23 protein-coding genes are annotated in these 24314 nt (G+C 37.7%); 3 read left to right on the plus strand and 20 right to left on the minus strand.

What is annotated here, in order from left to right; genetic code table 11:
- Nucleotides 1-55: 55 nt before the first annotated feature.
- Nucleotides 56-406: a hypothetical protein gene (locus U9K52_RS06980; RefSeq protein WP_322925752.1), complete on the minus strand. Its 351-nt coding sequence runs from the start codon at nucleotides 404-406 to the stop codon at nucleotides 56-58.
- Nucleotides 407-588: 182 nt separating this feature from the next.
- Nucleotides 589-1140 carry an REP-associated tyrosine transposase gene (locus tag U9K52_RS06985; protein ID WP_248393057.1) on the minus strand — a complete coding sequence of 184 codons (552 nt, stop codon included), beginning with the start codon at nucleotides 1138-1140 and terminating at the stop codon, nucleotides 589-591.
- A 579-nt stretch (nucleotides 1141-1719) separates the two neighbouring features.
- On the opposite strand from U9K52_RS06985, the gene U9K52_RS06990 reads away from it, so the two are divergent.
- Together U9K52_RS06990 and U9K52_RS06995 are read left to right on the plus strand one after the other, a co-directional pair.
- Complete coding sequence (locus U9K52_RS06990) at nucleotides 1720-2403, plus strand: DUF6261 family protein (RefSeq protein ID WP_322925753.1); 684 nt, start codon at nucleotides 1720-1722, stop codon at nucleotides 2401-2403.
- Between the two features lie 211 nt (nucleotides 2404-2614).
- The gene (locus U9K52_RS06995; RefSeq protein ID WP_322925754.1) at nucleotides 2615-4201 is read left to right on the plus strand and encodes a sigma-54 interaction domain-containing protein; all 1587 of its coding nucleotides are present in this window, start codon (nucleotides 2615-2617) and stop codon (nucleotides 4199-4201) included.
- Between the two features lie 12 nt (nucleotides 4202-4213).
- On the opposite strand, the gene U9K52_RS07000 is transcribed toward U9K52_RS06995, so the two are convergent.
- The 16 genes from U9K52_RS07000 to U9K52_RS07075 form a co-directional block, all read right to left on the minus strand.
- Entirely contained in the window at nucleotides 4214-4852 is a 639-nt protein-coding gene (locus tag U9K52_RS07000; protein WP_322925755.1) for a TMEM175 family protein, read from the minus strand.
- A 156-nt stretch (nucleotides 4853-5008) separates the two neighbouring features.
- On the minus strand, nucleotides 5009-6361 hold the full coding sequence (locus tag U9K52_RS07005) for a sigma-54-dependent transcriptional regulator (RefSeq protein ID WP_263603246.1): 1353 nt from the start codon (nucleotides 6359-6361) through the stop codon (nucleotides 5009-5011).
- On the minus strand, nucleotides 6361-8649 hold the full coding sequence (locus tag U9K52_RS07010; protein ID WP_322925756.1) for a histidine kinase dimerization/phosphoacceptor domain -containing protein: 2289 nt from the start codon (nucleotides 8647-8649) through the stop codon (nucleotides 6361-6363). The genes U9K52_RS07005 and U9K52_RS07010 overlap by 1 nt, the downstream gene beginning before the upstream one ends.
- Before the next feature lie 31 nt (nucleotides 8650-8680).
- On the minus strand, nucleotides 8681-9361 hold the full coding sequence (locus tag U9K52_RS07015; protein ID WP_263603248.1) for a YoaK family protein: 681 nt from the start codon (nucleotides 9359-9361) through the stop codon (nucleotides 8681-8683).
- 4 nt (nucleotides 9362-9365) lie between these two features.
- On the minus strand, nucleotides 9366-9839 hold the full coding sequence (locus tag U9K52_RS07020; protein ID WP_263603249.1) for a Dps family protein: 474 nt from the start codon (nucleotides 9837-9839) through the stop codon (nucleotides 9366-9368).
- A gap of 4 nt (nucleotides 9840-9843) precedes the next feature.
- Entirely contained in the window at nucleotides 9844-10269 is a 426-nt protein-coding gene (locus U9K52_RS07025; protein ID WP_263603250.1) for a DoxX family protein, read from the minus strand.
- A gap of 9 nt (nucleotides 10270-10278) precedes the next feature.
- Complete coding sequence (locus tag U9K52_RS07030; RefSeq protein WP_322925757.1) at nucleotides 10279-12168, minus strand: amidohydrolase; 1890 nt, start codon at nucleotides 12166-12168, stop codon at nucleotides 10279-10281.
- A gap of 2 nt (nucleotides 12169-12170) precedes the next feature.
- Complete coding sequence (locus tag U9K52_RS07035) at nucleotides 12171-12917, minus strand: M17 family peptidase N-terminal domain-containing protein (protein WP_322925758.1); 747 nt, start codon at nucleotides 12915-12917, stop codon at nucleotides 12171-12173.
- A 170-nt stretch (nucleotides 12918-13087) separates the two neighbouring features.
- Nucleotides 13088-14473 (minus strand): alginate export family protein, encoded by a 1386-nt coding sequence (locus U9K52_RS07040; protein WP_322925759.1) that lies wholly within the window; start codon nucleotides 14471-14473, stop codon nucleotides 13088-13090.
- Nucleotides 14474-14487: 14 nt separating this feature from the next.
- Nucleotides 14488-15120, minus strand: a complete 633-nt coding sequence (locus U9K52_RS07045; protein ID WP_322925760.1) for a hydrolase — start codon at nucleotides 15118-15120, stop codon at nucleotides 14488-14490.
- Nucleotides 15121-15200: 80 nt separating this feature from the next.
- Nucleotides 15201-16139: an alpha/beta hydrolase gene (locus tag U9K52_RS07050; RefSeq protein WP_322925761.1), complete on the minus strand. Its 939-nt coding sequence runs from the start codon at nucleotides 16137-16139 to the stop codon at nucleotides 15201-15203.
- 991 nt (nucleotides 16140-17130) lie between these two features.
- A complete protein-coding gene (locus U9K52_RS07055; protein ID WP_322925762.1) occupies nucleotides 17131-17844 on the minus strand; it encodes a lycopene cyclase domain-containing protein in 714 nt (237 codons plus the stop codon).
- Nucleotides 17845-18300 (minus strand): sterol desaturase family protein, encoded by a 456-nt coding sequence (locus U9K52_RS07060; protein ID WP_248393024.1) that lies wholly within the window; start codon nucleotides 18298-18300, stop codon nucleotides 17845-17847.
- Nucleotides 18301-18321: 21 nt separating this feature from the next.
- A complete protein-coding gene (locus U9K52_RS07065) occupies nucleotides 18322-19158 on the minus strand; it encodes a phytoene/squalene synthase family protein (protein ID WP_248393023.1) in 837 nt (278 codons plus the stop codon).
- A 5-nt stretch (nucleotides 19159-19163) separates the two neighbouring features.
- Nucleotides 19164-20633: a phytoene desaturase family protein gene (locus U9K52_RS07070; RefSeq protein WP_322925763.1), complete on the minus strand. Its 1470-nt coding sequence runs from the start codon at nucleotides 20631-20633 to the stop codon at nucleotides 19164-19166.
- A gap of 2 nt (nucleotides 20634-20635) precedes the next feature.
- Nucleotides 20636-21304, minus strand: a complete 669-nt coding sequence (locus tag U9K52_RS07075) for a MarR family winged helix-turn-helix transcriptional regulator (RefSeq protein ID WP_248393020.1) — start codon at nucleotides 21302-21304, stop codon at nucleotides 20636-20638.
- 162 nt (nucleotides 21305-21466) lie between these two features.
- On the opposite strand from U9K52_RS07075, the gene U9K52_RS07080 reads away from it, so the two are divergent.
- Nucleotides 21467-21916, plus strand: a complete 450-nt coding sequence (locus U9K52_RS07080; protein WP_263603259.1) for a PA2169 family four-helix-bundle protein — start codon at nucleotides 21467-21469, stop codon at nucleotides 21914-21916.
- Nucleotides 21917-22074: 158 nt separating this feature from the next.
- Here the strand turns inward: U9K52_RS07080 and U9K52_RS07085 are convergent, their stop codons facing one another.
- On the minus strand, nucleotides 22075-23127 hold the full coding sequence (locus U9K52_RS07085) for a UDP-glucose--hexose-1-phosphate uridylyltransferase (RefSeq protein WP_322925765.1): 1053 nt from the start codon (nucleotides 23125-23127) through the stop codon (nucleotides 22075-22077).
- Nucleotides 23111-24301, minus strand: a complete 1191-nt coding sequence (gene galK / locus U9K52_RS07090) for a galactokinase (RefSeq protein ID WP_322925766.1) — start codon at nucleotides 24299-24301, stop codon at nucleotides 23111-23113. The genes U9K52_RS07085 and galK overlap by 17 nt, the downstream gene beginning before the upstream one ends.
- Nucleotides 24302-24314 lie beyond the last annotated feature (13 nt).

Genomic DNA, 24314 nt, shown 5'->3' on the forward strand with positions numbered 1-24314 from the left:
ATATAAGGGAAAAACCTGCCGCTGGGCAGGTTTTTGTTTTTTATATTTAATAAAATTATATCGAAACTGTTTTTGTTTTGGTATTGTAAACAATGACATCCTCATCCGGCTGTTTTCCTGTTTTCATTAAACCGTCAACATGAATAATCTTAAAATTCTTTGGCTTATAAATTTTTACTTCATTTGTTATTTCATCAACAATTACCTTTTCCGCATTTTCAAAGCTGATGGCCTTTGATGATAAAGAAACATTTCCGGTAAAAACGGTTATCTTTTTCTGCAGATTTCTATGGGTATTTTCACTTTTGAACTTCAAGGCATCATCATCTGATTTTTGCTGAGAGAAGATTTGTTGTGAACAAAGCAAGAGCAGAACTACTCCCGTAATTTTTAGACTTTTTATCATTTTCCTATTTTTATTTTCTACAAAAGAACAAATAAATTTGATCACGGATAAAAAAATAACTTTTTTTAACGTATCTATAATTGTTCCTCAATGCTGGCGCGAGCGTCTCGCTCGTGTCTATATTTTAATAATGGTTTTATAGTGAGCACGAGCGGGACGCTCGCGCCAGCGGAAAACCAATATTATAAATTAACATCAATCTTTAAAATACCATCATAATCATCACAATAATTGCGGGCACTGCTGTATTTCCATTCCCATGGTTCCATTACAAATCCTGCCTCGACAGGATTTTTATGAGTGTACTCAAGTTTTTGCTCAAATACTTTGAGTGACCATATTTCTATGGGATGATTATGCTGTTGCCAGAATTGATATTCCGTAACATTAGATTTTTTACTTCCTGCTTTTTTAAACATCCACAGCATCCAATCTCTTCTGCTTTCCTGTTGATTCTCCTTTATAACATTTAGCATTTTTTTAGAGGTAAATCCTTTAAAATCTCTTATTAATTCTGATGGTTTACCATTTTCAGACCGAAATATCAAATGAATATGACTTGGCATAATACAATATCCGAAAATAATCATGCTTTTATTTTTTCGGCAATAGTCTAAAGATTCTATAATAATATCAAAGTACTCGATTCTGGTAAAAACATCAATCCAGAAAACTGTTGCAAAACTTATAAAATAAGCTCCCTCTTTTTCGTTAAACTTATATTTTCTACTCATTTGTATTTTTCAGTAAATATATAATATAGTCAGGAAATTTTTATTAATGGTAAACTCTTTTATGTTTAAACCTGCAATGTTAGTGCGAGTCTTGCTCATGTTAAACATAAATATTTATTAAAAACATAATAGATATTCAGCACGAGCGAGACGCTCGCGCTAGCGCCAGCGGAGAAGAATTTATTTTTATTGGACAGTATATCCTGATACGATGCTGGCGCGAGCGTCTCGCTCGTGTCCAATATAAAATATTTATAAAAAATAACAAATCTAAGCACCAGCGGGACCCTCGCGCTAGCGAAATGAGTCTTACAAATACCATTTCATTTCAAACCGCCATTTTAAACAAAATCACAACTGTGTTTTAGTCTAAACTGATAGATTAAACAAAAACAAAACTTGTGGAGAGTCTAATCTACCAGATTAAACAAAAGCAAAACACTGTGAAAGTCTAATCTTCCGGAATAAAAAGAAATACAAAACTGTTTTAGTTTAAAATACCAGATTTGGTTTAAAATGACATTTTATTTATATTTAATTTTCAAATTCAATAGTATTTACAAGCTCAACACGAATGTTATGAAAATTACATTAGCAAAACTCAGCACAAAAGATTTAGCTACATTAGCACAAAGAATCATTGTTGCTTCCGATTCAGGGAAATATGATATCATCTCCGGTCATCCATTACTTTCAGAAGTTAAAACCATATATGCAGATTATGATGTGGTCTATACAAAATCTACATTCAGCGGGAAAGGTAATGACGTAGCGCGCGCAGACAGGGATAGAGATATTAGTTTCAGAGCTTTTAAAAATTATGTGAACGCCTACCGGAAAATGCCTTTATTACCGAATTATCAGTTGGCGGAAGAGCTGTTTCAAATTTTTCTGCGGTATGACCTGAGTCTCGACAAGATGAGCTATTCTTCTCAAACTGCCCGGATGAAAAAACTGGTTGAAGATCTTGAGAAACCCGAAAATATTCAAAAGCTTAATGCACTTTCTTTATTTCCCACTTTTGAAGATATGAAGTCCAAACAAAATGCATTTGAACAAATTTTTGCGGGACAAGCAGAAGCGAATGCGAACCTTCGAAATATGAAAAGTGCCTCTGCAATCCGCAGGGATCTGGAGAAGACCTTAAAATCTTATCTCAATCTTATTAGTGCCATGAAAGAAATCACAGGCTGGGAACTCTTGTATGCAGAAATCAATGAATTGGTAAAAGCAGCAAAAAACTCTACGATTGCAGATCATTAAAAGAAATAACTTTAGCCTGAACTAAAAATCAATAATAAGGTTTAGAAAAATTTTCATCTCTTTTTTATTGACGTTTTATTGTTCAAATTATTTATTTGATGCTGACCTAAATTGTTAATAATTCCTAAACATAAATTTAAACTACTCTATCTCTTTAAAGCTGTCGAATAAAAAGCAATTTCATTATCTTTAACCTTTCAATTCCGGACAAATGAATACATCTGAGCAAAATCTCATCCTCATCAAGCGGCTTCAGGACATGCAGAAAGAACATCTCGGCATATCTTCTGTGAATATGGCGGTATCAAAGGTTATGGATTTGTTTCAGTTTGGTATGGCTCTGCAAAATCACTGTAAACCGGTTTTGAACTATGATGAAATTATTATTTTACATGGTGACCGCGATGCTAAAAACTTCAGAATTTTCCACAGCAGTTTCGCAGACAGGAAATTCGGATCTGACACCGTATATTCTTCCAAAGATGAAATCCTGATGCAGTGCCAAAGATCTGCAGAGCCTATTGTCTTTGATCTTAAGAATTTTAGTGACCGGAAAAATCAGGAATTTTCATCGCTTTTGTCCTCCGGAAATACGGGAATGCGTATGGCGGCCGGACTAGCGCTTCCTTCCCTTCATGATCATGAAAGCATCCTTTTTCTACTGTATAAAAATTATCTCACCCCAGAAGATATTCCTGAAAGAATACTTGCTGCCGTTTCCACACAGCTGGCTGTAAGCATGCGCACGATCCAGATTCTCCGGATGGCCGGTTCTTTAAAAATTCCTGCACGGGAAACCGAAACCGTTGAACCGCAGGAAAAAATGATTCAGAAAGGTTTTAATGGAATTATCGGAGAAAGTGCGGCAATGAAAAAAATCTACGAAAAGATTGCACAGGTAGCACCTTCTCAATCGGGAGTCTTAATATATGGTGAGACGGGAACCGGAAAAGAACTTATTGCGCAGGCTATCCATGATCTTTCGCCTTCATCGCATAAAAAAATGGTTAGGATCAATTGTGCGGCCATTCCTTCCAATCTCATCGAATCTGAACTTTTCGGTCATGAAAAAGGAAGCTTTACGGGAGCGACGGAACAGCGTAAAGGAAAATTTGAACTGGCCAATAACAGTACGATCTTTTTAGATGAAATCGGCGAGCTTCCGCTGGAACTTCAGGGAAGGCTACTTCGGGTGCTGCAGGAAAAAGAAGTGGAACGTATCGGTGGAAATAAAAGGATAAAGGTAGAAGTACGTGTTATTGCGGCCACGAACAGAGATCTGGAAAAAGAAGTAACCGCAGGTAAATTCAGAAGTGATCTGTATTACCGTTTAAATATCTTCCCGATAGAATTGCCACCGCTTAGAGAACGAAAAGAAGATATTCCTCTTCTGGCGAACTTTTTCCTGGAAAAACATGGCCGGAACAGCGGAAAAAAAATTACCGGATTTTCACAGAATGTACTGCAGCAGATGTGCCTGAATTCATGGCCGGGAAATATCCGCGAACTGGAAAATATGGTCCAGAGAAGCATTATCACCGCAAAAGACAATATGATCAAAGAAATGGCTTTTCCGAAAATCACTGATCTTCAGCAGGAAAATTCACAGGAATGGCAGGTTAAGACTCTTCAGCAAATTGAAAAAGAACATATCCTGAAGGTTGTTGAAAAATGTAATGGCCGGATTTCAGGAAAGCAGGGAGCTGCAATATTGCTGGGACTTCCATCCACAACACTGATTTCCAAGATGCAGAAATTAGGCATCCATAAGCAACATTATTTTAAAGATAAAGATTAAAATTTTTAAACATTAAAGCTCAGATTCCAGTTCTTTTTTAATTCCCATTTCTATTTTTCCTGATGATAATGCCCAGAAAATCCATAATCCTAAAATAATAACAAGAGCCACTGCGGGAGCTTTGAAAGAACATATCAATGCAATCAAATACACAGGAAATCCAAACAGATAATTGTTTTGAATTTTCCTGATCGCTACATCGCTGATGCCCGGACGTAAAAGATTTTTATTACGGCTGGCCAGAAACCACAACAGATTATACGCAAGATTGATTAATACAAATATCCCCGTATAAATTGCCACTACAGCTGCGGAAGCTTCTCCATTAAAGAATCTCGCCAGCAAGGAAGTAGGATATGAAACTGCAGAAACCAGAAATAAAATCAGCCCGTTGGAAAACATAATTCCGGAATTCCTGCTGTAAATCTGTTTAAAAATTTTATGATGGTTCACCCACATAATAAAAATACTGAAAAAAGACAGGAAGAATGCTAAAAATGCCGGCCATTGGTTTTTAAGAAAGATGAGCAGATCATTGCTGTTTTTCACAGAATTTTCTTCCGGCATATGAAGATCCAACACTAAAAGGGTAATGGCAATGGCAAAAACGGCATCGCTGAAGCCTTCGATTCGTACGGTTTGTTTTTCCATAATTGATGTGATTTAATATTAATGTTTATATACAGGATAATGCTTCACTTATTGAATAAGTGAGTTGTTAAAGCTTTTTATTTTACGTTTAATGGTAGTCGCCATCCTTCGACAGGCTCAGGATAATGACCTATTGAATGTGTTAATTGTCACTGCTTATCTGTACCCTTTATCAATTCCCAGTTTTTTCATTTTAGAGTATAGGGTTTGGGGTTGCATTTTTAACAGCTCTGCTGCACCACCAATGCCGGAAACTTTCCCGCCGCTGCTTTCGAGTGCATTCATAATGTGTTCTCTTTCCATTTCTTCCATTGATTTTAATACTCCCGAACTGATATCAGATTTTACTTCAGTGTTTTTAGGAAGATCAAAATTTTCAATTTCTGAAGTTTTAGCAAGAAGAACGCTTCTTTCGATAAGGTGTTCCAGCTCCCTGATATTTCCCGGCCAGTAATAACCCAGGAGCTGTTCCATTGCTTTGCCGTTTATTGAATTAATATTTCTCTTAGAAGCTGATGCATATTTTTTAAGGAAAAAATGGGCAAGCAGTTCAATATCTTCTTTTCTTTCTCTCAACGGCGGAAGTTCTACCGGAAATACATTTAAGCGATAATAAAGATCCAGCCTGAATCTTCCTTCTGCGACTTCTTTTTCAAGGGAACGGTTTGTTGCCGCTACAATTCTGACATTCACTTTCAGGGTTTTATTTCCTCCCAGGCGTTCTATTTCTTTTTCCTGAAGGACCCGGAGAAGCTTTACCTGGGAATCCAGAGGAAGCTCACCAATTTCATCTAAAAAGATCGTTCCGCCATTGGCCTGTTCAAATTTCCCGATTCTCATGGAATTTGCTCCGGTAAAGCTTCCTTTCTCATGACCGAAAAGCTCGGATTCTATGAGAGAATGCGGAAGAGCAGCGCAGTTTACAATAACAATCGGGTTTGATTTACGGTCTGACAGTTCGTGCACGGCATGAGCTACTTTTTCTTTTCCGGTACCGCTTTCGCCAACAATAAGAACCGAAGTATCGGTAGGGGCTACTACTGTTATTTTTTCAATCACTTCCTGGAGCGAATCACTTTTACCAATGATTCCTTCTATTTTCTGAGGAGCCGGAACATCTGCAATCCCGGATTTTTTTTCAATATCGTAACGGTATTTTGCGATATCCAGCATCACCATCAGATCACGTTCGCGGAAAGGTTTTACCATAAATCCGTAAGGCTGTGTTTCCTTTACTGCTTCCAGTATTGACTGGTTGGTATTGGCAGAAATGTAGAGAAACGGCAGATTAATTTTTCGCAGTTCCCACGCAAGATCAATTCCTGTGAGATCGCCTTTCAGGATAATATCAATCAGTACCCAGTCTGGTCTTTTTTCCTGTATTGATTTTCTGGCCTGCTGCACGGAAGAGGCTATTCCCGTCACCTGATAGCCCGCCTTTTTAAGCATGATTTTAAGATCATTGGCTACGATAAATTCATCTTCTACAATTAAAATTTTTTCTTTCATTATTGTCTTACGATATTGATATTCTGATCATCAACATCTGTAGTTTTTCTAAAGTTGACTGTAATTTTTAATCCGTTTCTGCTTTCTAAGGTGAAATTTCCTTCCAGCTGATCGGTAAGTCCGCGCATAAGATTCATTCCGAGAGATTCTGTTTCATCAATATTGAAATCATCAGGAAGTCCAATTCCGTTGTCAGAAATCATCAGTTTGTATTCTCCATTTTCTGATTTTTTAAATGAAACCTGCACTTCTCCTCTCCTGCTGTCCGGAAAAGCATATTTAATGGTATTGTTTACTGCCTCATTAAGAATAAGCCCCAATGGAACTGCCTGAGCAACATCCAGAAATATTTTATCCACATCCATTACAAAGCTGATATTTTTTTCTGACGAGTAACATTCTTTAATGTAATTGATAAGCTCATAGATGTACCATGACATATCAATTGTTGCCAGATTATCAGACTGATAAAGTTTCTGGTGGATCAAAGACATGGCATGCATTCTGTGCTGACTGTTCTGAATAGCCATTAAAGCATCTTCATTGTCAAGATATGCAGACTGCGTATTCAGCAGACTGATAACAATCTGTAGATTATTTTTTACCCGGTGATGGATTTCCTTTAGGAGCCATTCTTTTTCACCAAGAAGTTTTTTAAGCTGTTCATTCTGCTCATCGATCTGCTGACGTTTTAGTTCCAGTGTTTTATTCGCCCGGTTTTTAAGCCTTGAACGGTTATACAAAAGCGCTGCAAAAAGGATAAGGACAATGATACTTCCGATAAAAACATATCGCAGAATACTGTCTGTACTGATGCGTGCTTCCTGCAGTTTCCCTTTTTGAGTCAACAGCTGAATATCCTTGTCTTTTTTTTCAGTATCAAACTGAATCTGAAGGCTATTGATCTGCCTGCTTTTTTCACCATTAAAAGCAGAATCCGAATGTTTTTTATACAACTGATAATGTTTAATGGCGTCCAGATATTTACCTTGTGTACTGTCTGCTTTAAACCAAAGCATAAAATTTTGTGCCCGCACCATGTCATTTCCCGTTTTAGCATTTATGGAATCTAACAATTTTACACTTTTATAAAATGCCTTATAATCTTCTTTATACAAACGATACATCGCAAAACTGAGCAATACCGTTGTCTGGCCTCCTCCGTATTCACCGTATTCACCGTAATATTCTATCAGTTTTTTATAATATTTATCCGCATTTTTAAGCTGTCTGAGAGTAGTATACGTGTGAAATAAAATATAATTTTCTCTCATTTCAAATACTTTATCATCAAGCGGATAAAGCTTTTTGTACTCTTTAATGATCGCAATACCTTCATCAAACTTTTTCTGCCGGATCAGCATTGTGGAAATATTGGAAGCAATTAATCTCACCGATGGTTTATCTTTATTCTTTTTCGCGACAACCAATCCTTTTTCCCAATAGTCTAAAGCCAGCTGATTTTTTTTCAGGTAGTAATAAACAAGCCCTATCTGATTATAAATAGAAGCGAGCTCCGTAGAATAATCACCTGCTTTTTCCGCTGTTTTTTCTGCTAAATGTGCATATTTCAGTGCTTCATTATAATTACTTTTCTGGGCTTCTGCAAGGGACAAGAGCTTATACACCGTGTGTATATCTTTGTATTTGGCCGACTGATAAGCTGACAGGGACTGCTTAAGGAGTTTTATCGCCTCATCCGGATTATCTATGACACTATAAAGTTCAGCTAAATCTTTAAGGACCGCTGCTTTCTTAACCAATACACCAGATTTTCCGAAACATTCGATCGCCTTTTTCTTTAGTCCTACCTTAGTTTCAAAACTTCCGGAATCATTGGTATACATATAAGAAAGTTCATTATAGGCATCTCCGGCCTGCTCCTGCATATTTTGAGCAAGAAAATAGTTTAATGACTTTTTCATTTTAGAAATAGCGAGGTCCCATTTTCCTCTGTCTTTATCTATTTTGGCATCCAGAAGCATCACTTTTCCAAGGCTTAGTTTATCATTTAGTTTCAAACTTAGCTTTTGCGCTTGTTTGTTGCTGATTGCGGCACTGTCCAGATCTTTTTTTTCCTCTAATGCTTTTGTTACATAATATTCTCCCAGCCTTAGGTATAATTTAATTTTTTCCTTATCATTCTGTGAAGAATTAATCTGTTTTGATAATAGATAGGGATTTTCTTTCGTCTGGGCCTTCAAAGAAATACTTAAAAGAACAAAAACCAATGGTAAACGGAATATCGCTACCGGAGATTTAATAAAAAAATAAGGATTGGACTTCATTTGCTAAAGATAATTGATTATCAAATCTAATCTAAATTTTAAACTCTGAATTGTTACGATGGTAAAAATAACAGATCAGCATTCCTATTCCCGGAGCAATCAGTGTTATCAACCCGAACTGCTTCCCCGCAAAAGCTCCCAGGAAACATCCGGTAAGAAAGCCAAAGATGGTTATCATCTGTTTTTTCAGGCTGGTTATGGCATCAGGATTTTTGAAACCGTTTTTTAGTAAATTTCCGAAATCCAGAGAGGCCTGCGTCACATTTCCCGTCATCATGGTAGTTGGCCCGTAAGTTTCTTTAGCGTAAAGCTTTCCGAATGCATTTTGCAACCCCATCGCAAATACGGTGGCCATCACTACGGCATACATCATCCATTTTTCAAAAATTCCCAGATACGTAAATACGGCTACAAAAATTCCGCTTAGAAGCAGCAACAAACCTTCCCAAAACATAATAAAATAATGATTGGTAAATCTGTATGCCATTCTTCCGCCTGTAATCACAGCCATAATGAATATGGGGAAAGTCAGCAGTTTCACCCATGCATTCAGCTCAGATCCTTTTATCAGCTGATAGGCAAACACAATAAAGTTACCGGTCACGTGTGCGGAAAAAATAGAATCTGCTGAAACAAAGGTTACCGTATCGCAATACCCTGCAATCATGGTCAGCAGCAGAGTTACCCAAGCTATATTTGATTTGGTCTCCATAAGGTTATTTTAAATGTGAACGCAGCATCCAGGCCATTTTCTCATGAGTTTCCATTAAACCTGTGATATAATCGCTGGTTCCCGCATCATGAAATTCAGAAGCAAAATTATTGATATTTTCTCTAAGATGAATTAAAACACTTTCATGATCAGAAAGAAGTTCTTTGATGTAAGTAAAACTGTCATTAGCATCAAGATGATGTTCCGAAAGATGTGTCAATTCAAGATATTCTCTCAGAGTAGCCGGTGCATAATGTCCTAAAGTTCTTATTCTTTCTGCAAGGCCATCGATCATTTCATCTAATTGTTGATACTGGGCTTCAAAAAACAGATGTTTGTTGTAAAAATCTGCGCCTTCCACATTCCAGTGGGCTTTTCTTGTTTTGGTGTACAGCACGAATTCGTCTGCCAATACTTTTACCAATACTTCAGCAACTTTTGCTAAATTTTCATTTTTAATTCCGATTGAAGTTTTCATTTTCTTAAAGTGTATTTAATAAGTAATAATCAAGTGAATATGTTCCTGCACCTAAAGCAAGAATTAACAATAAAGATAAGGTGTACATGAAAGGAACATCCCGTACTTCCAGAGAATCTTTTCTGTGAACCACGAAATATCCGATAGCTGTCACGCCAATTGTCGGAAGTACCGCGAGCCGCGTTCCCAAGCCGAGAATAATTAAAAAAGGTACTACCAGATCGGCAAAAGAAGCTACGAGAGCATTCAGTTTCGTTGGCAATCCCAAAGGATTGGGAATGACTTCCTTTTTTCCGTTTTCCAGTCTGAATTTTTTCAGTCCGTGTACTCTGAAGAGTTCAAATCCCAGCAGTATTCTGAAGGCCAACAACGATACGTTATTAAATGATGATCCTACATCTGAATGGAGAATCTGTTGTATAATTTCCATAATTTTAATTTAAAAAGCAAAACATGAACATCCTAAAGCTCCCCAAAACGCATGATAATTATTAACGGGAAGATTACTCATCCTTGCCTGATCATGATTGTGGGAATGAACACCACAACTTCCTGCACAACTGTGAATCTGGGAAGTCAGCGGTACTTTATGTGCTGACTTTGAATTCTTTTCAATTTCCTTCTGAGTGTGTCCTCCAACAGGATAATAGCCGTTATACAGATTCGTCGGCGACCATTCCGGAAGAATGGGAACAGAAGGTGGCGCAAATGATGAAAATTCTCCTTTTGCGTAAACAATATTACCGTCTACCATCGTCATTTCAGCTTCAATATTTTTAATATCTTCTTCATCGATGGTGAAATAATCCTTATCAAGAACTGCCAGATCGGCAAACATTCCTACTTTGATATCTCCTTTTTTATGATGCTCCTGAGAAAACCAAGCGCTTCCTTTGGTATAAAGTTCTAATGCTGTTCTTCTGTCCAGCCTTGATTCCTGATACAGCTGAAGACCGCCAACCGTTTTACCGGCTGTTAACCAATACATAGAAACCCAGGGATTATAGCTGCTCACTCTTGTGGCATCAGATCCTGCTCCTACAGGTACTTCCATGGCAATCATTTTCTTTACCGGCGGTGTATTTTCTGCAGCTGCTGAGCCATAACGATCGGTAAAATATTCTCCCTGATAGGCCATTCTGCTTTGTATGGCGATGCCACCACCAAGATTTTTGACTCTTTCAATATTTCTTTCGCTGATCGTTTCCGCATGATCGAAAATCCATGGCAGCCCATTGAATGGAATTTCCTGATTGATCTTTTCAAAAACATTTAAAAACCTGGAGATACTTTCATCATAGGTAGCATGCAGCCTGAAAGGCCAACGATTTTCAACGAGCAAACGAACAACCTTTTCGAGTTCTTCCTCCATATTTTCCGGAAGATTGGGTCTTGGCTGTAAAAAATCTTCAAAATCTGCCGCGGAGAAAACCAACATCTCCCCGGCACCATTGTGGCGGTACATATCGTCACCCTGATAGAGTTTTACCGTATCAATCCATTCACTGAAATCCTCAAACTCATGTTTTGGTTTTTGGGTGAATAAATTATAGGCAATTCTTACCGTCAGCTGTTTCTTCTGATTCAATTCATTCACCACCTGATAATCATCCGGAAAGTTCTGAAAACCTCCGCCGGCATCAATAACACTCGTTATTCCGAAGCGGTTGAGCTCTTTCATAAAGTGTCTCGTAGAATTCAGCTGATGTTCGTAAGAAAGCTTGGGACCTTTAGCCAGTGTTGAATACAAAATCATGGCATTTGGTGTTGCGATGATCAATCCTGTCGGCTCTCCATTAGAATCGCGTTCGATCTGTCCTCCGGGAGGAGCTGGTGTATTTTTAGTATATCCCACTTCTTTCAGAGCTGCTCTGTTCATCAACGCTCTGTCATAAAGATGAAGGATAAAAACAGGCGTTTCAGGAGCTATGGCATTAATCTCTTCCAGCGTCGGCATTCTTCTTTCCGCAAACTGAAACTCTGACCAGCCACCAACGACACGCACCCATTGCGGAGAAGGCGTACGGTCTACCTGCTCTTTCAGCATACGCAACGCATCGGCTAATGACGGAACACCGTCCCATCTCAGCTCAAGATTATAATTCAGTCCGCCGCGGATCAAATGAATATGCGAATCATTGATTCCCGGCACCACTCTTTTCTTTTTAAGGTCGATGATTCTGGTCGTTTCACCGACAAACTGATCAGTCAATCCGTCATTTCCTACTGCGATAATTTTTCCATCTTTAATGGCAACTGCTGAAATATCCTGAACTTCATTGCTGAAACTGTGGATTTTTCCGTTATATAAAATAAGATCTGCTGTCATGGTTATTTAGCATTAAGTTGATCAATCGCATCTTTAATTCCGCCCCCGGCAACCGTAAAAAATGAAGGGCCGGCCAATAAGATCAGCTTTTTCACGGTCATTTTTTCTGATACATGCTGAGTATTAAGGTAAGCCTGAGCGCGGTAGGCATCAAATGCGCCTAACACAACATTTCCGGCAACAAGTGCTGTAGGAGAATCGATTCCGGCATCTTTAATGTCGCTGGCAAATGATACGGTCTGAACTTTCAGCCTCAATGCTTCCCTCATTGCTACAGCGCCTACTTTTTTCATTAATTCCGCATCGAAATTATTTCTGTCTCCAAGCCCGATGAGCAGGAGTTTTTTAGAACCCATACTTCCTTTTGGCGGATCCATCAGTAATGTTTCTAAAGCATAGCCTTTGAATTTTCCGGTTTTTCTTACTTCAGTGATGATTCCTTTTAATGCTTCGTCGAGATGTACCATCCCGTTCAGTTCCGCAGGAAGCGCGGGAGATTTAAAAATATCGCCTTCTGTATATTCAAAAACGCAGGCAATCTGGAGATCTGCCACGGCTGCTGAAGGACCGTTCACCAGACCTTCAATGGTCACGCCATCTACTGTTCCCCATACTTTCTTTGTGCCGACAGCCGTTTTTGCGTCTGCTGTTTGTTGAGCCGAAACATAATTTGTTATTGAACCTCCTATAAGTACTGCTACAAGCAATACTTTTGAGATTCCGAAATATTTTGATATTATATTTTGCATAATAAAGTAGTTTTTAGTGATTTTACCTTTTAAACTAATTTGATTTTAACCGCAAAAGAGACAAAAGATTATTTTAAAGTTTAGATAAACAAAGATCTCAAAGAATAAAAATCAAAGATTTTTAAATACTGTTGTGGTTAATTAGAAAGTTTATTTTTTTTAAGTGATAATTAAAATTTAAAGCCTAAACGGATATTATAAAACACGCCGCTTTTAGCTCCGGGAATAATGTCTTCAATGAAAGCTCCTTTCCTGAAATACTGGATACCGCTTACCAATGCCATATATTTGTTAAAACTGTACGTAAAATTGGTTAAATATGCCGTCCCGATATATCTTTTATCAGAGCTGCTGCCCGGACGATTCAGAACTCCGCTCGGTCTGTAGACCCCATCCTGAAGAGAATATCGCCAGTTGAACACAACATCTGCCTGCATTTTAAGCTTTGAAGAAAGATCTAACGTAACATAAGGATGAATATCAATAAGATTCACTGGTCCAACCTGCGGACTGAACCCGAAATACCCGCCTTTCGGATACAGAGGATTAAAGGTCTGAAGCGTATTGTCATCTTTGGAACGGTCTCCCGAGATATAATCATTGCGGAGATTAATGCTGGGTTTAAACTTTATATTTTCAAATAAATATCCGAAATCTACCGAGCCTGTCCATGCCCGAATCGCCTTATCCCCGAAAGTTCCTAACTGGTAGGCAGCTTCCAGGTTGTAGATGAATCCTCCGCCGTATTTCCAGAAACGTGCGCCAAGCGTATGTCGTTTTTCTTTGGCAATTCCTGCTTCGAAAACCGCATTATCCCTGCGGATTCCCAGATAATACATATCCAGATTCCCGGCTTTCTGAAAGATGATTTTAGAATATACTCCCCAGAGATTAAGCTGTTTCGATATTGTATTATCAAAAACTCCGGCGTTAATGCTGTCTGCCATCATCACAAAAGCATCCACCGAAAAATCCTTCTGCTCATACATCAGTTTAGCTCCGGTGAATGAAAGTCTTACATTTGGGCCTTCCCTTACGGATATTAATCTCCCGGAACCGTAATCCAGTTCCTGTCTTCCTACACGAAAAACGAGATTTTTATCCTGGCTTTTAAAAGCTTTAACATCAACAAAGAGATTCTGAATATTCAGCTCATCTTCGTCGATTCCTCGTGGACCATTTTTTCTTCCGTTCTGCAAGGCACTGCGCACTTGTGAAAATATTCTGACACGTTCTCCCAAATGAAGATCTGCATGAAGATCATACCGTTGAAGAAAAAAGTTATTGTGTCCGAGATTCAGCCTGCCCCAGTCTTCATTGTTGAAATCTACATATTCATATCGTGCTTCTCCCCCAAAAGATAAATAGATATTTTTCTCATTATTGAGCGGGAGAAATTTCACCTTATTATAAAAAGTGTCTGCAGAATCTTTGAGATATTCATAGTTTTCATCGTATCGCAACAGCTTAAAAGACTGCGCAGAGATCTTTCCCGAAAACAAGATAACCATTAAAATTCCGGAGAGGCAGGATATGAAATATGAAGACTTCAACATTTTAATTTTAAATATTAATGATTCAGCATATTGTGAGCATAGTGAATTCCCAGTCCGTACGATCCTCCGTACTTTTTCATCAGGTCGGTTACCGCTACATAAGTTTCCTGACGGGCCCAGTCTCTCTGAAGCTCTAACAGATACTGTACAGAAGTTACAGGTTTCACACCAGCGTGGATCATACGTTGTATAGCTCTTTCATGAGCCTCATAGCTTACATCACCGCAGGCATCTGTAATGACATATACATCATAATTTTCTTCCAGCGCAGACAAGGCTGGGCCTACGATACATACCCCTGTCCATAAACCTGCAAGAACAAGTTTCTGTTTTTGAGTTCCTGTAATGGCTTTGTAAGCCGCTTCATCTTCCCAGGTATTCATGGTAGTACGGTCGATATAATTTGAGGTTTCCATAGGATAGGCTTCCTGAACTTCAGGAAATGCAGGACCCGAAAAACTTTGTTCGGCAACGGTTGTTACAACAGTGGGAACATTGAATATTTTTGATGCTCCGCAAATGATGGCTACATTATTTCTTAATTCGCTGATGGCGATACTTTTTGTGGCAAATGCCATTTGTCCTTCAAAATCAATCAGTACCAATGCGTGATTCTCCGGTGATAATAAGTTTGTAGATGGTTTCATAAAAGTTTATTTTGGTTAAATATGTATTTAAATCTTAAAAAAAATTGCCCGCAACTTCAGCCACAGGCAATCGGGGCTAATTATTGTTTTAAAAACTTAAGGAGTTCTGCGTTGAATTTATCCTTTTCTTCCAGGAATAATGCGTGTCCGCTGTTTTCAAAAGGAATTAAGGTAGATCCTTTGATGGCTTTGTTCATTTGCTCTGCTAAAGCATACGCCACAATCCGGTCCTGTTTTGCCTGCATGATAAGCGTTGGAATTTTAATTTTCGGCAGGTCACCTCTTAAATCTTCATCCCGTAAAGCGATTAATGCCTGTTCCATGGCATATGCCGATGACTGCATTTCGATTCCGCCTAACCAGGCACCGATACCGGGTGAAACAGAAGTTGGAGATAACACGAATCTTTCACCAATGGTGTTCAGTAATCCCGGCCGGTCTACGCTGACAAGGTCTACCCATTTGGTGATTTCTTCTTTGGTAAATAATGGATAAGGATAATCCGGTTTTTTGGTGTGAACAGGTGCAGCAGCAGCGAATAAAGCTAATTTGCTAACGTGAGCAGCGTTATATTTTGCCACGTAATGCAAAGCAATAGCACCGCCCATTGAGTGCCCGCCTAATGTAGCATCTTTGATATCCAATTTGTCTAAAACCGTTTTAATATCAGAAGTAAACTGGTCGTAATTGTATTTTCCGTATGGTTTATCCGATTGTCCGAATCCTCTCAAAGTAATCCCGATTACACGGTATCCTGCCTTGATTAAAGGAAGATACTGATATTCCCATGAAGCGTCGCTCACCGGATATCCGTGAATTAAAACAACCGGTTTTCCTTCACCTAGGTCGGTTACGTGAAGCCTTACATTGGGCTCAACTTCGATGTATTCTGCTCTTGCCTGGGTAGTAGTCTGTGCTGCATCCTGGGATTGATTTTCTGATTTGCTTGCCTTTGTGCAGGAAACAAACATAAGAGCCGATAAAACAGCAACTGCGATAATGGGTTTAGTTTTTTTCATGATAAAATATTTTAAAGGTTATATTTATTTCCCTGACTAATGCCAAAAAACAACCTAAAGATTTAAAATATTGATTTATAATACATTAAATAAAACCCAGAATAGAATATTTTACGTAATACCGTAAATTTATTAACTCCTTATTCGCTTTAATAAAGAATTGTGTATTCCTGAAAAAGAAATTGAGTTCGAATTTGTGTAAAGTTTATTTTTAAATTTTGGTTAAAACCGAATGTAGTGTTTGGTAGAGAAAAGCGGGCTAAGCCCGCCCCTATTGAATTGAGGATATTTTTTAATTTTGAAGCACCTTTACATTATATAGAAGCGGATTCCTGAGTTTTTTACTGCATTTCGATCCATTAAAAATATTTCCAAACAGGTTCCGGACCTATCGAGAGACGTTGTTTAATGGTCCGGAGACGTTATTTACCGTAACAGATAGGTCGTATAACCTCTCAGACCATCTTAATAACGTATCCGGCGGGGTTCAGGACGTATATTTTGGGGTTATATAACGTATTGTGAGACGTTGTTCACCTATCCGCACAAGTTATTTGATGATCTGGAGATGTTTTTCACCTCAACAGATAGGTTGTATAACCTATCCGACGACATTTAGTAACCTGTCCGGCGGGGTTCAGGACGTGTATTTCGGGGTTGTATAACGTATCGCGAGACATGGTTTATCTGTCCGGAGAGGTTTCACATTCATCACGACCTATTTCAGAATGCTTCGGATGAGTAATTCGCGATAATATATAGGTTTACACAGCCATCTGGTGGCATAGTATAATGATCCGGTAAGGTAAATAATGTGTCTTTTGGGGTTGTTTAACCTCTTGCGATACGTTGATCATCACTTCAGAAGTGTTATGTAAATATCCGGAGCATTAAAAAACGTCATCGATGGACCTGAATACCTGCCCGTAACATTACGGAGTGTCATCGGTTCATTATTTTAACTGTTCAAATATGATTTAAACCTGCTGAATTATGCCTCCACTTCAACCAAGGAGTTAGTTTTAGATTTTTTAAACATTTGAAAAAGAAAAATATTCCAAAGAATAAGTTCATAGCCATACACCGTATCTTCCACAGGAATAGTTAATATTCTGATCCCCATAAACTCTTCGGGATTGTAGTTTACGATGGGAGATTCCAGTCCGGTGCCTGTCAATATTCCGTTGACCATCAGAAAACCCGGCATTAGAAGAAGGTAAACGAAAGAAACTTTTCCGATCCATCTTACTTTCAATAAAAATTTTAAAATAAAAAGGCTACAGGCTGTTGACAGAAAAGTAATAAAGGTATAAATCTTTTCCCTGAACCAGAGTGCAATACATAAAGCAATAATAATACTTATTATTACAAAAACTTTCTCCGGAAGCGGCTTCCAGTCGAGTTTAAAAAATTTATCCAAACAGAAATAGGTAAAAAGACAGGCAAAAGGAATACAGATAAAGAAAAGCAGCTCTTCCAGGGGAAGTCCGGCAAAACGTATTGCTAAAAGATATTGGTCATTGAACCACCACACTCCTATTTTTGTAAACCATGCATCCCAGACAACAAATACCACTCCGACAATTAATGAAGCAGCTAAAAAAGCACCGAAATACCTGTTGAATTTAATCTTATGATGAAATGAAAAAATAAAACAGACGATGACCGTAAAAAAATTAATAAGAAGATAGGTATATTGCTGCATCTATTTATTTTTATTAAAATATAATTTAAAATATTTTACAGGCACCCAAAGAAAACCGAAACACTCCCCCTTCTCCTTTCCGATATGCTTATGATGCTGTTTGTGTGCTCTTCTGATAGCAAGTAAATACGGGTTTTGTGTATCACGTAAAAATTTTATCCGCTGATGAATAAAAATATCATGTACAAAAAAATAGGCCATCCCGTAAAGGGCAATGCCTATCGCTATATAGAACCAGTAATTAAATCCCTGAACAGTCCCGTAATACATCAAAAGAATAGTCGGAACTGCAAAAATTACAAAAAAGTAATCGTTTTTTTCCATATGGCCGTCATTGCTGTGGTCATGATGGTCTTTGTGCAGAGACCATAAAAATCCGTGCATAATATATTTGTGTGTGAGCCAGGTTATTCCTTCCATCACAAAAAAAGTTGCTACTACAATGAGAAAATTCATTTTTTAGTGTATTTATTAATCTTAAAATAAAGAAGTTTTGTACTGAACATAGCAGCTCATCATTAAAGAAATTTTCGCGCCGTTGGATATTCTTATTCTTCCGTTTAATATATTCTGGGCAGATTTTCTTTTGATTTTCCTGAATAAGGATATGTAATATCTGTATGCAAGATACACCCCGAATCTAGAGGAAGGCGGAAGCATTTTAATACCGATCAATGCCTGTCTGAATTCTTCTTCGATTTCTTTTTCAATTGATGATTTCACATTGTTGTCAAAGTATGTCATGTCCAGTCCCGGAAAATACACCCTTCCCAACGTGTAATAATCATCCTTCATGTCCCGTAAAAAATTTACTTTCTGGAAAGCCGATCCTAAAATCATAGCATATGGCTTAAGCTTTTCGTACTGTTCCTTGTCTCCATTTACAAAAATCTGAAGACACATTAATCCCACCACTTCTGCAGATCCCAATATATACTCTTTGTAAAGATCCGAATTATAATCTATTTTCTGAAGATCCATTTCCATACTTTTCAAAAACTGATGAATAAGGCTCTCATCAATATCATATTGATGGACAGTTTCCTGAAAAGACTGGAGAATAGGATTTAGAGAAATCCCGTCTTCCAATGCATTAAAAGTATCTTTTTTAAACTTACGGAGCAGCTTTTCTTTGTCATAATCATGGAAGCTGTCTACAATTTCATCAGCCAGACGTACGTATCCGTAAATAGCATAGATAGGATTTCTGATAGCGGAAGAAAGAGCAAGGATTCCCAGCGAAAAACTGGTGCTGTACTGTTTTGTGGTCTCTTTACTTACTTTGAAAGAAAGTTCGTCAAATAATTTTTTCATAGCAATCAATTTTTTATGGCTTCTGTTGCAGCTATTTTTCCTGATATGATGGAAGGCGGTACGCCCGGTCCAGGTACGGTAAGCTGCCCTGTATAAAATAAATTTTTTATTTTTTTGTTTCTGAGTGAAGGTTTTAAAACGGCGGTTTGAGATAAAGTGTTGGCAAGCCCGTAAGCATTTCCCTGATAAGCATTGTAATCTTCCTTAAAATCTTTTACGCAATAGCTTTTTTTATAGTCAATTTTCAGCAGGAGATCTGTTGCTCCTGTATGTTTTTCGAGCCTGAGAATCATTTCCATAAAATACCTTTCTCTTATTTCTTCAGAATCTTCAATTCCCGGAGCTACGGGCATTAGCAGGAAAACATTTTCACAGTTTTCGGGCGCTACGTCCGGATCTGTTTTTGAAGGACAGCAGGCATAGAATAATGGTTTAGTAGGCCACTTTTTATCTTTATAAATTTCATGGGTATGAAGTTCCAGATCGTTTTCAAAAAATAAAGTATGATGTTTCAGTTTCGGGATTTTTTCTTTAAACCCGAGATAATAAATGAGACAGGAAGGAGCAAAAACACGTTTCTCCCAATAACTTTCATCATAATTCCTGAATTCTTCCGGTAAAAGTTTTGTTTCCGTGTGATGATAATCTGATGATGCAATAATTACGTCAAAATCAATCTGTTTCTGATTGACCGTCAGCGAAGAAGCCTCTTTTTGATTAATATTAATTTTTTCAACATCCGCATTTACATAAAAACGGGTTCCCTGCTCTTCAGCAATATTTTTCATTGCCTCTATAATTTTTGAAAAACCGCCCATTGGATACCATGTCCCTAACTTATATCCTCCGTAGTTCATTAAACTGTACAACGCAGGAATATCCTTTGGAGCAGCTCCCAGAAAAATAACAGGGAACTCCATTAAAACAATCAGTTTAGGATTATTGAAATATTTTCTTACAAAACGCTGAAAATTGGTGAGGAGATCCAGTTTCAGTGCGCTTTTGGCTATTTTCGGAGATACGAATTCAAACCAGGAGTGGCATGGCTTATTCACAAAATCCTGCATCCCGACCTCATATTTATACTGTGCATCTTTCATAAATGCATCCAGTTTTTTTCCGGCTCCGGGTTCTGTTTTTTCAAACAGTTCTTTCATTTCTTCATAGTTGTGAGGAATATTCATGGTGCCGTCTGAAAAAACCATTTCAAATTGCGGATCCAAAGGAACAAGCGTATAGAAATCTGTGGCTTTTTTACCAAAATCATTAAAAAATGATTCTATAATATCGGGCATCCAGTACCAGCTGGGCCCCATATCAAATGTGTAGCCGTTATCTGTTGTAAATTTTCTGGCTCTTCCTCCAATGCTGCCGTTCTTCTCAAAAAGATGAACTTCATGGCCTTCCTTTGAAGCATATGCCGCAGCCGAAAGTCCTGAAAATCCAGATCCTATTACCGCAATCTTTTTTTTCATAGTTAATTTTTAAATGAATGTTCTTCGTAAACTGTTTTAATAAGATCTTTACTGTCAATATTTTTTGAGAAAATAGGATAATGAAATCGATCTAACTTATTAAGCATTCTGATAAGCTCCATTTTTTCACTGTAGGTAAGATTTCCTGAAACAATATCCGTGGCCTGCCGAATCTTTGTCATCTGTTTTTCAAGGGCTTCATTACCTTTTTCAGAAATTTTTATCAATTTATTTCTTCGGTCTATATCAGATTCTGTCTGCTCAATCCAACCATTCTTAAGCAACCTGGTGATAATGAGCATTCCTACAGGCTTATCATGAATATTCTTTTTAATAAGCTCCATTTTGGTCATTTGTCCAAAAGCTCTGAGATTAATAAGATAAATAAAATCTTCCTGTGTCACAAAATCAGAATCCGAAATGGCAGATTTCGAATAGTTTTTGGCATATCTGTTCAAATGTAGCAGTAAAGTAGTAATAGCGCTTTCAGGAGATCTTCCTTTTTCTTTTCCTTCCCAATAAGGCTCGTCTATTTGTGAATTTCCTGAGGATGTGCGATCGCAAACCCATTCTTTAAAACCATTGATATCAGCAGTATAATACTGTTTATCATTTTCTTTTTCAAACTTTTCGAGAAGATCAATGACTTCTTTTGTCATTCTGTAATTCATGATATTGAATTTTTATATAAATATACTAATTTTTTAGATCTTAGTACAATAATATACTATCATCATTTTTTATGCCAAAAAACTTTTAAAAAAAAATTTAGAAAGTCCCTAAACAAGGCATGTTTATTGTAACCTACAAAGGACACCAATTAAAAATTTAATATGAACAACGAAAAAACAGTATCAGTACTAAATGATTTACTGAACATCACGAACGACAGAATTGAAGGATTTTCTAAAGTAGAGGACAAAGTATGGGACACCCATTCTGCTCTGAAAAATGATTATGACCAAATGGTATCACAGTCTCAGACTATGAAATCTGATCTTATCAGGCTTATTAATGAAAAAGGAGGTGAGGCTGACAATTCAACAAGTACCGCAGGTGCCGTGCACAGAGCATGGATCGACATCAAAAATTCTTTTACCGGTAACAAAGATGAGTCTACCCTTGAAAATGTTGTATTTGGGGAAAAAGCGGCAATCAATGCTTATGAGGATGCTTTAGAAAGCGGAGATCTTTGTCCGGAAAGTTCACAGGTGGTTTCTGATCATCTTCATCATTTGAAATCTTCTTATTCAAGATTTGAAAATCTGGAAGAATTAAGTTAATACCTACTGTTTCAGTAATATTAGAAATAAGAGAACTCTTTTTAGGGTCCTCTTATTTTTGTTTTAATATTCAAGAAATTAAATTTAAAGATTTTAAAATGGAAACTAATCTTAATTTCTTAGAATTTTAAAGATATAATTTTTAAAGCATTAACAACTTAGTTTCTGCTTTTATAGTGTATGGTAGAAAGATTTTTAAGTACTTCTGCGCTTTGTTCCGGAGTTATATCTCTTTGTGCTTCGGCGAGCATTTCATAACCCACCATGAATTTTTTAACCTCTGCATTACGAAGAAGCGGCGGATAAAAATGCATGTGGAAATGCCATTCGGGATGTGAAATTCCATCAGTTGGAGATTGGTGAATTCCTGCAGAATATGGAAACGAAATTTCAAAAAGATTATCATATTTAATGGTAAGATCTTTTATTATTTCGGCCAAATCATATTTCTCGTCTTCTGAAAACTCAAGGATATTTCCGGCTTTCCTTTTGCTGATGATCATCGTTTCATAAGGCCAAACCGCCCAAAATGGAACCAAAACAACGAAGCTTTCATTTTCAAGTACCATTCTTTCACCGGATTCAAGTTCTTTTTTAAGGTAATCTTCCAACAGTGATCTTCCGGATTTTTCAAAATAGTTTTTAAGATTTTCCTGAGTTTTTACCACGGCAGTCGGAATCGACGATTGAGCCCAGATCTGACCATGCGGATGAGGATTACTGCACCCCATGATCTGCCCTTTATTCTCGAAAATCTGTACATGATTAATGAATTCTTTACTTCCGAGTTCATCATACTGCTGCTGCCAGACGTCAATTACCTCTTTAATAGCGTCCTTTTCCATCTCAGGCAACGTAAGGCTGTGATTTTCAGAAAAACAGATTACTCTATTAATTCCTCTTTCAGGTTTTATGGAAAAAAAATCTGAATTGTTAACAGAAAAATCCACCTTATCGCTGAGCAAAGATCCGAAGTCATTTTCGAAGACATAGACCCCCTGATAGTCGGGATTTTTTTCACCGTTTGCCCTTTCATTTCCCGGGCAAAGGTAGCATCCGGAATCATAAGCCGACAATTCTTCCTGAACCGTTTTTTCGGTCTGTCCCTGCCACGGTCTGTTGGAGCGTTGCGGAGAAACCAGAATCCATTCGTCGAGAAGCGGGTTGTATCTTCTGTGAGGGTGTTTTTTACTGTCAAATTCTACATTCATTGTTGGTATATTCTTTTATTCCTTCGGAAATTTTAACCTGATACACTTTTAGCTGAATATTGAATTCAGCTTCGTATTTTTCACGGATTCTGCTGATTACATTTTCAACACAATCTTCTTTGATAAGATTGATACTGCAGCCGCCAAATCCGCCTCCCATCATTCTTGCCCCGATAACGCCTTTTTCCTGTAAGGTCTGCTCCACCAGAAAATCAAGTTCATTACAGCTTACCTCAAATTCATTGGAAAGTCCGGAATGGGTTTCGGTAAGCAATTTTCCGAGACGTGCGGCATTATTTTCAGAAAGTGCAACAGCAGCCTGCTCTACCCTTCCGATTTCTTTCAGGAGGTAGAAACATCTTTTGTATGAAATTTCTCCTATTTCTTCGCGCACTGCATCAAGCATATCTACACTGAAATCCCGGAATTTTGTAATTTCCGGAAACTTTTTCCAAAGTGCATTTTTTCCGTTGTCTACCTCTCTGCGCCTGTCATTATACCCGGAATTAAGATGCGTATGCTTGACACAACTGTCAAATAAAACCAGGCTGTAGCCTTTGAGATCCGCGTTAAAATATTGATGATCCAGCGAGTGACAGTCGAGCATGATGACTTTTTCCTCTTTTCCGAAAACGGACGCAAACTGATCCATAATTCCGCACTTTACTCCGACATAAGTATGTTCTGACTTCTGCCCGATCAAAGCGAGTTCTTTTTTAGAAAAACCGAGGTTAAAAATCTGATTGAGAATATAGGCAAAACCACATTCCAGCGCTGCAGATGAAGATAACCCCGAACCCATAGGAATTGTGCTGCTGAACGCTATATTTAACCCTCCAATTATTTTTCCTTCTTCCTGAATGGCATTAAAAACTCCCAGTAAATAGTTAACCCAGGTCTGCGAAACCGGCGATTGTTTTTCTTTAACATTAAAACTGAAACTGTCGTTAAAATCTACCGCGAAAAAGGTGCACATATCAGAATTTCCTGCTTTTTCAACAGCAAAACAAATGTATTTGTCAATGGCTGCCGGCAAAACAAAGCCATCACTATAATCTACATGTTCACCGATAATATTTATTCTTCCGGGAGAAAGGAAAATATGCTCCGGTTGGGTTTGAAAGGCTTTTCGAAAAGCCTCTTTCGTATTATTAATTAATTTTTCCTGGATCAAAATAAGAGTATTG

The sequence above is a fragment of the Chryseobacterium sp. MHB01 genome (assembly GCF_034651565.1).
In the GTDB taxonomy this organism is placed as follows: Bacteria; Bacteroidota; Bacteroidia; order Flavobacteriales; family Weeksellaceae; genus Chryseobacterium; species Chryseobacterium nepalense.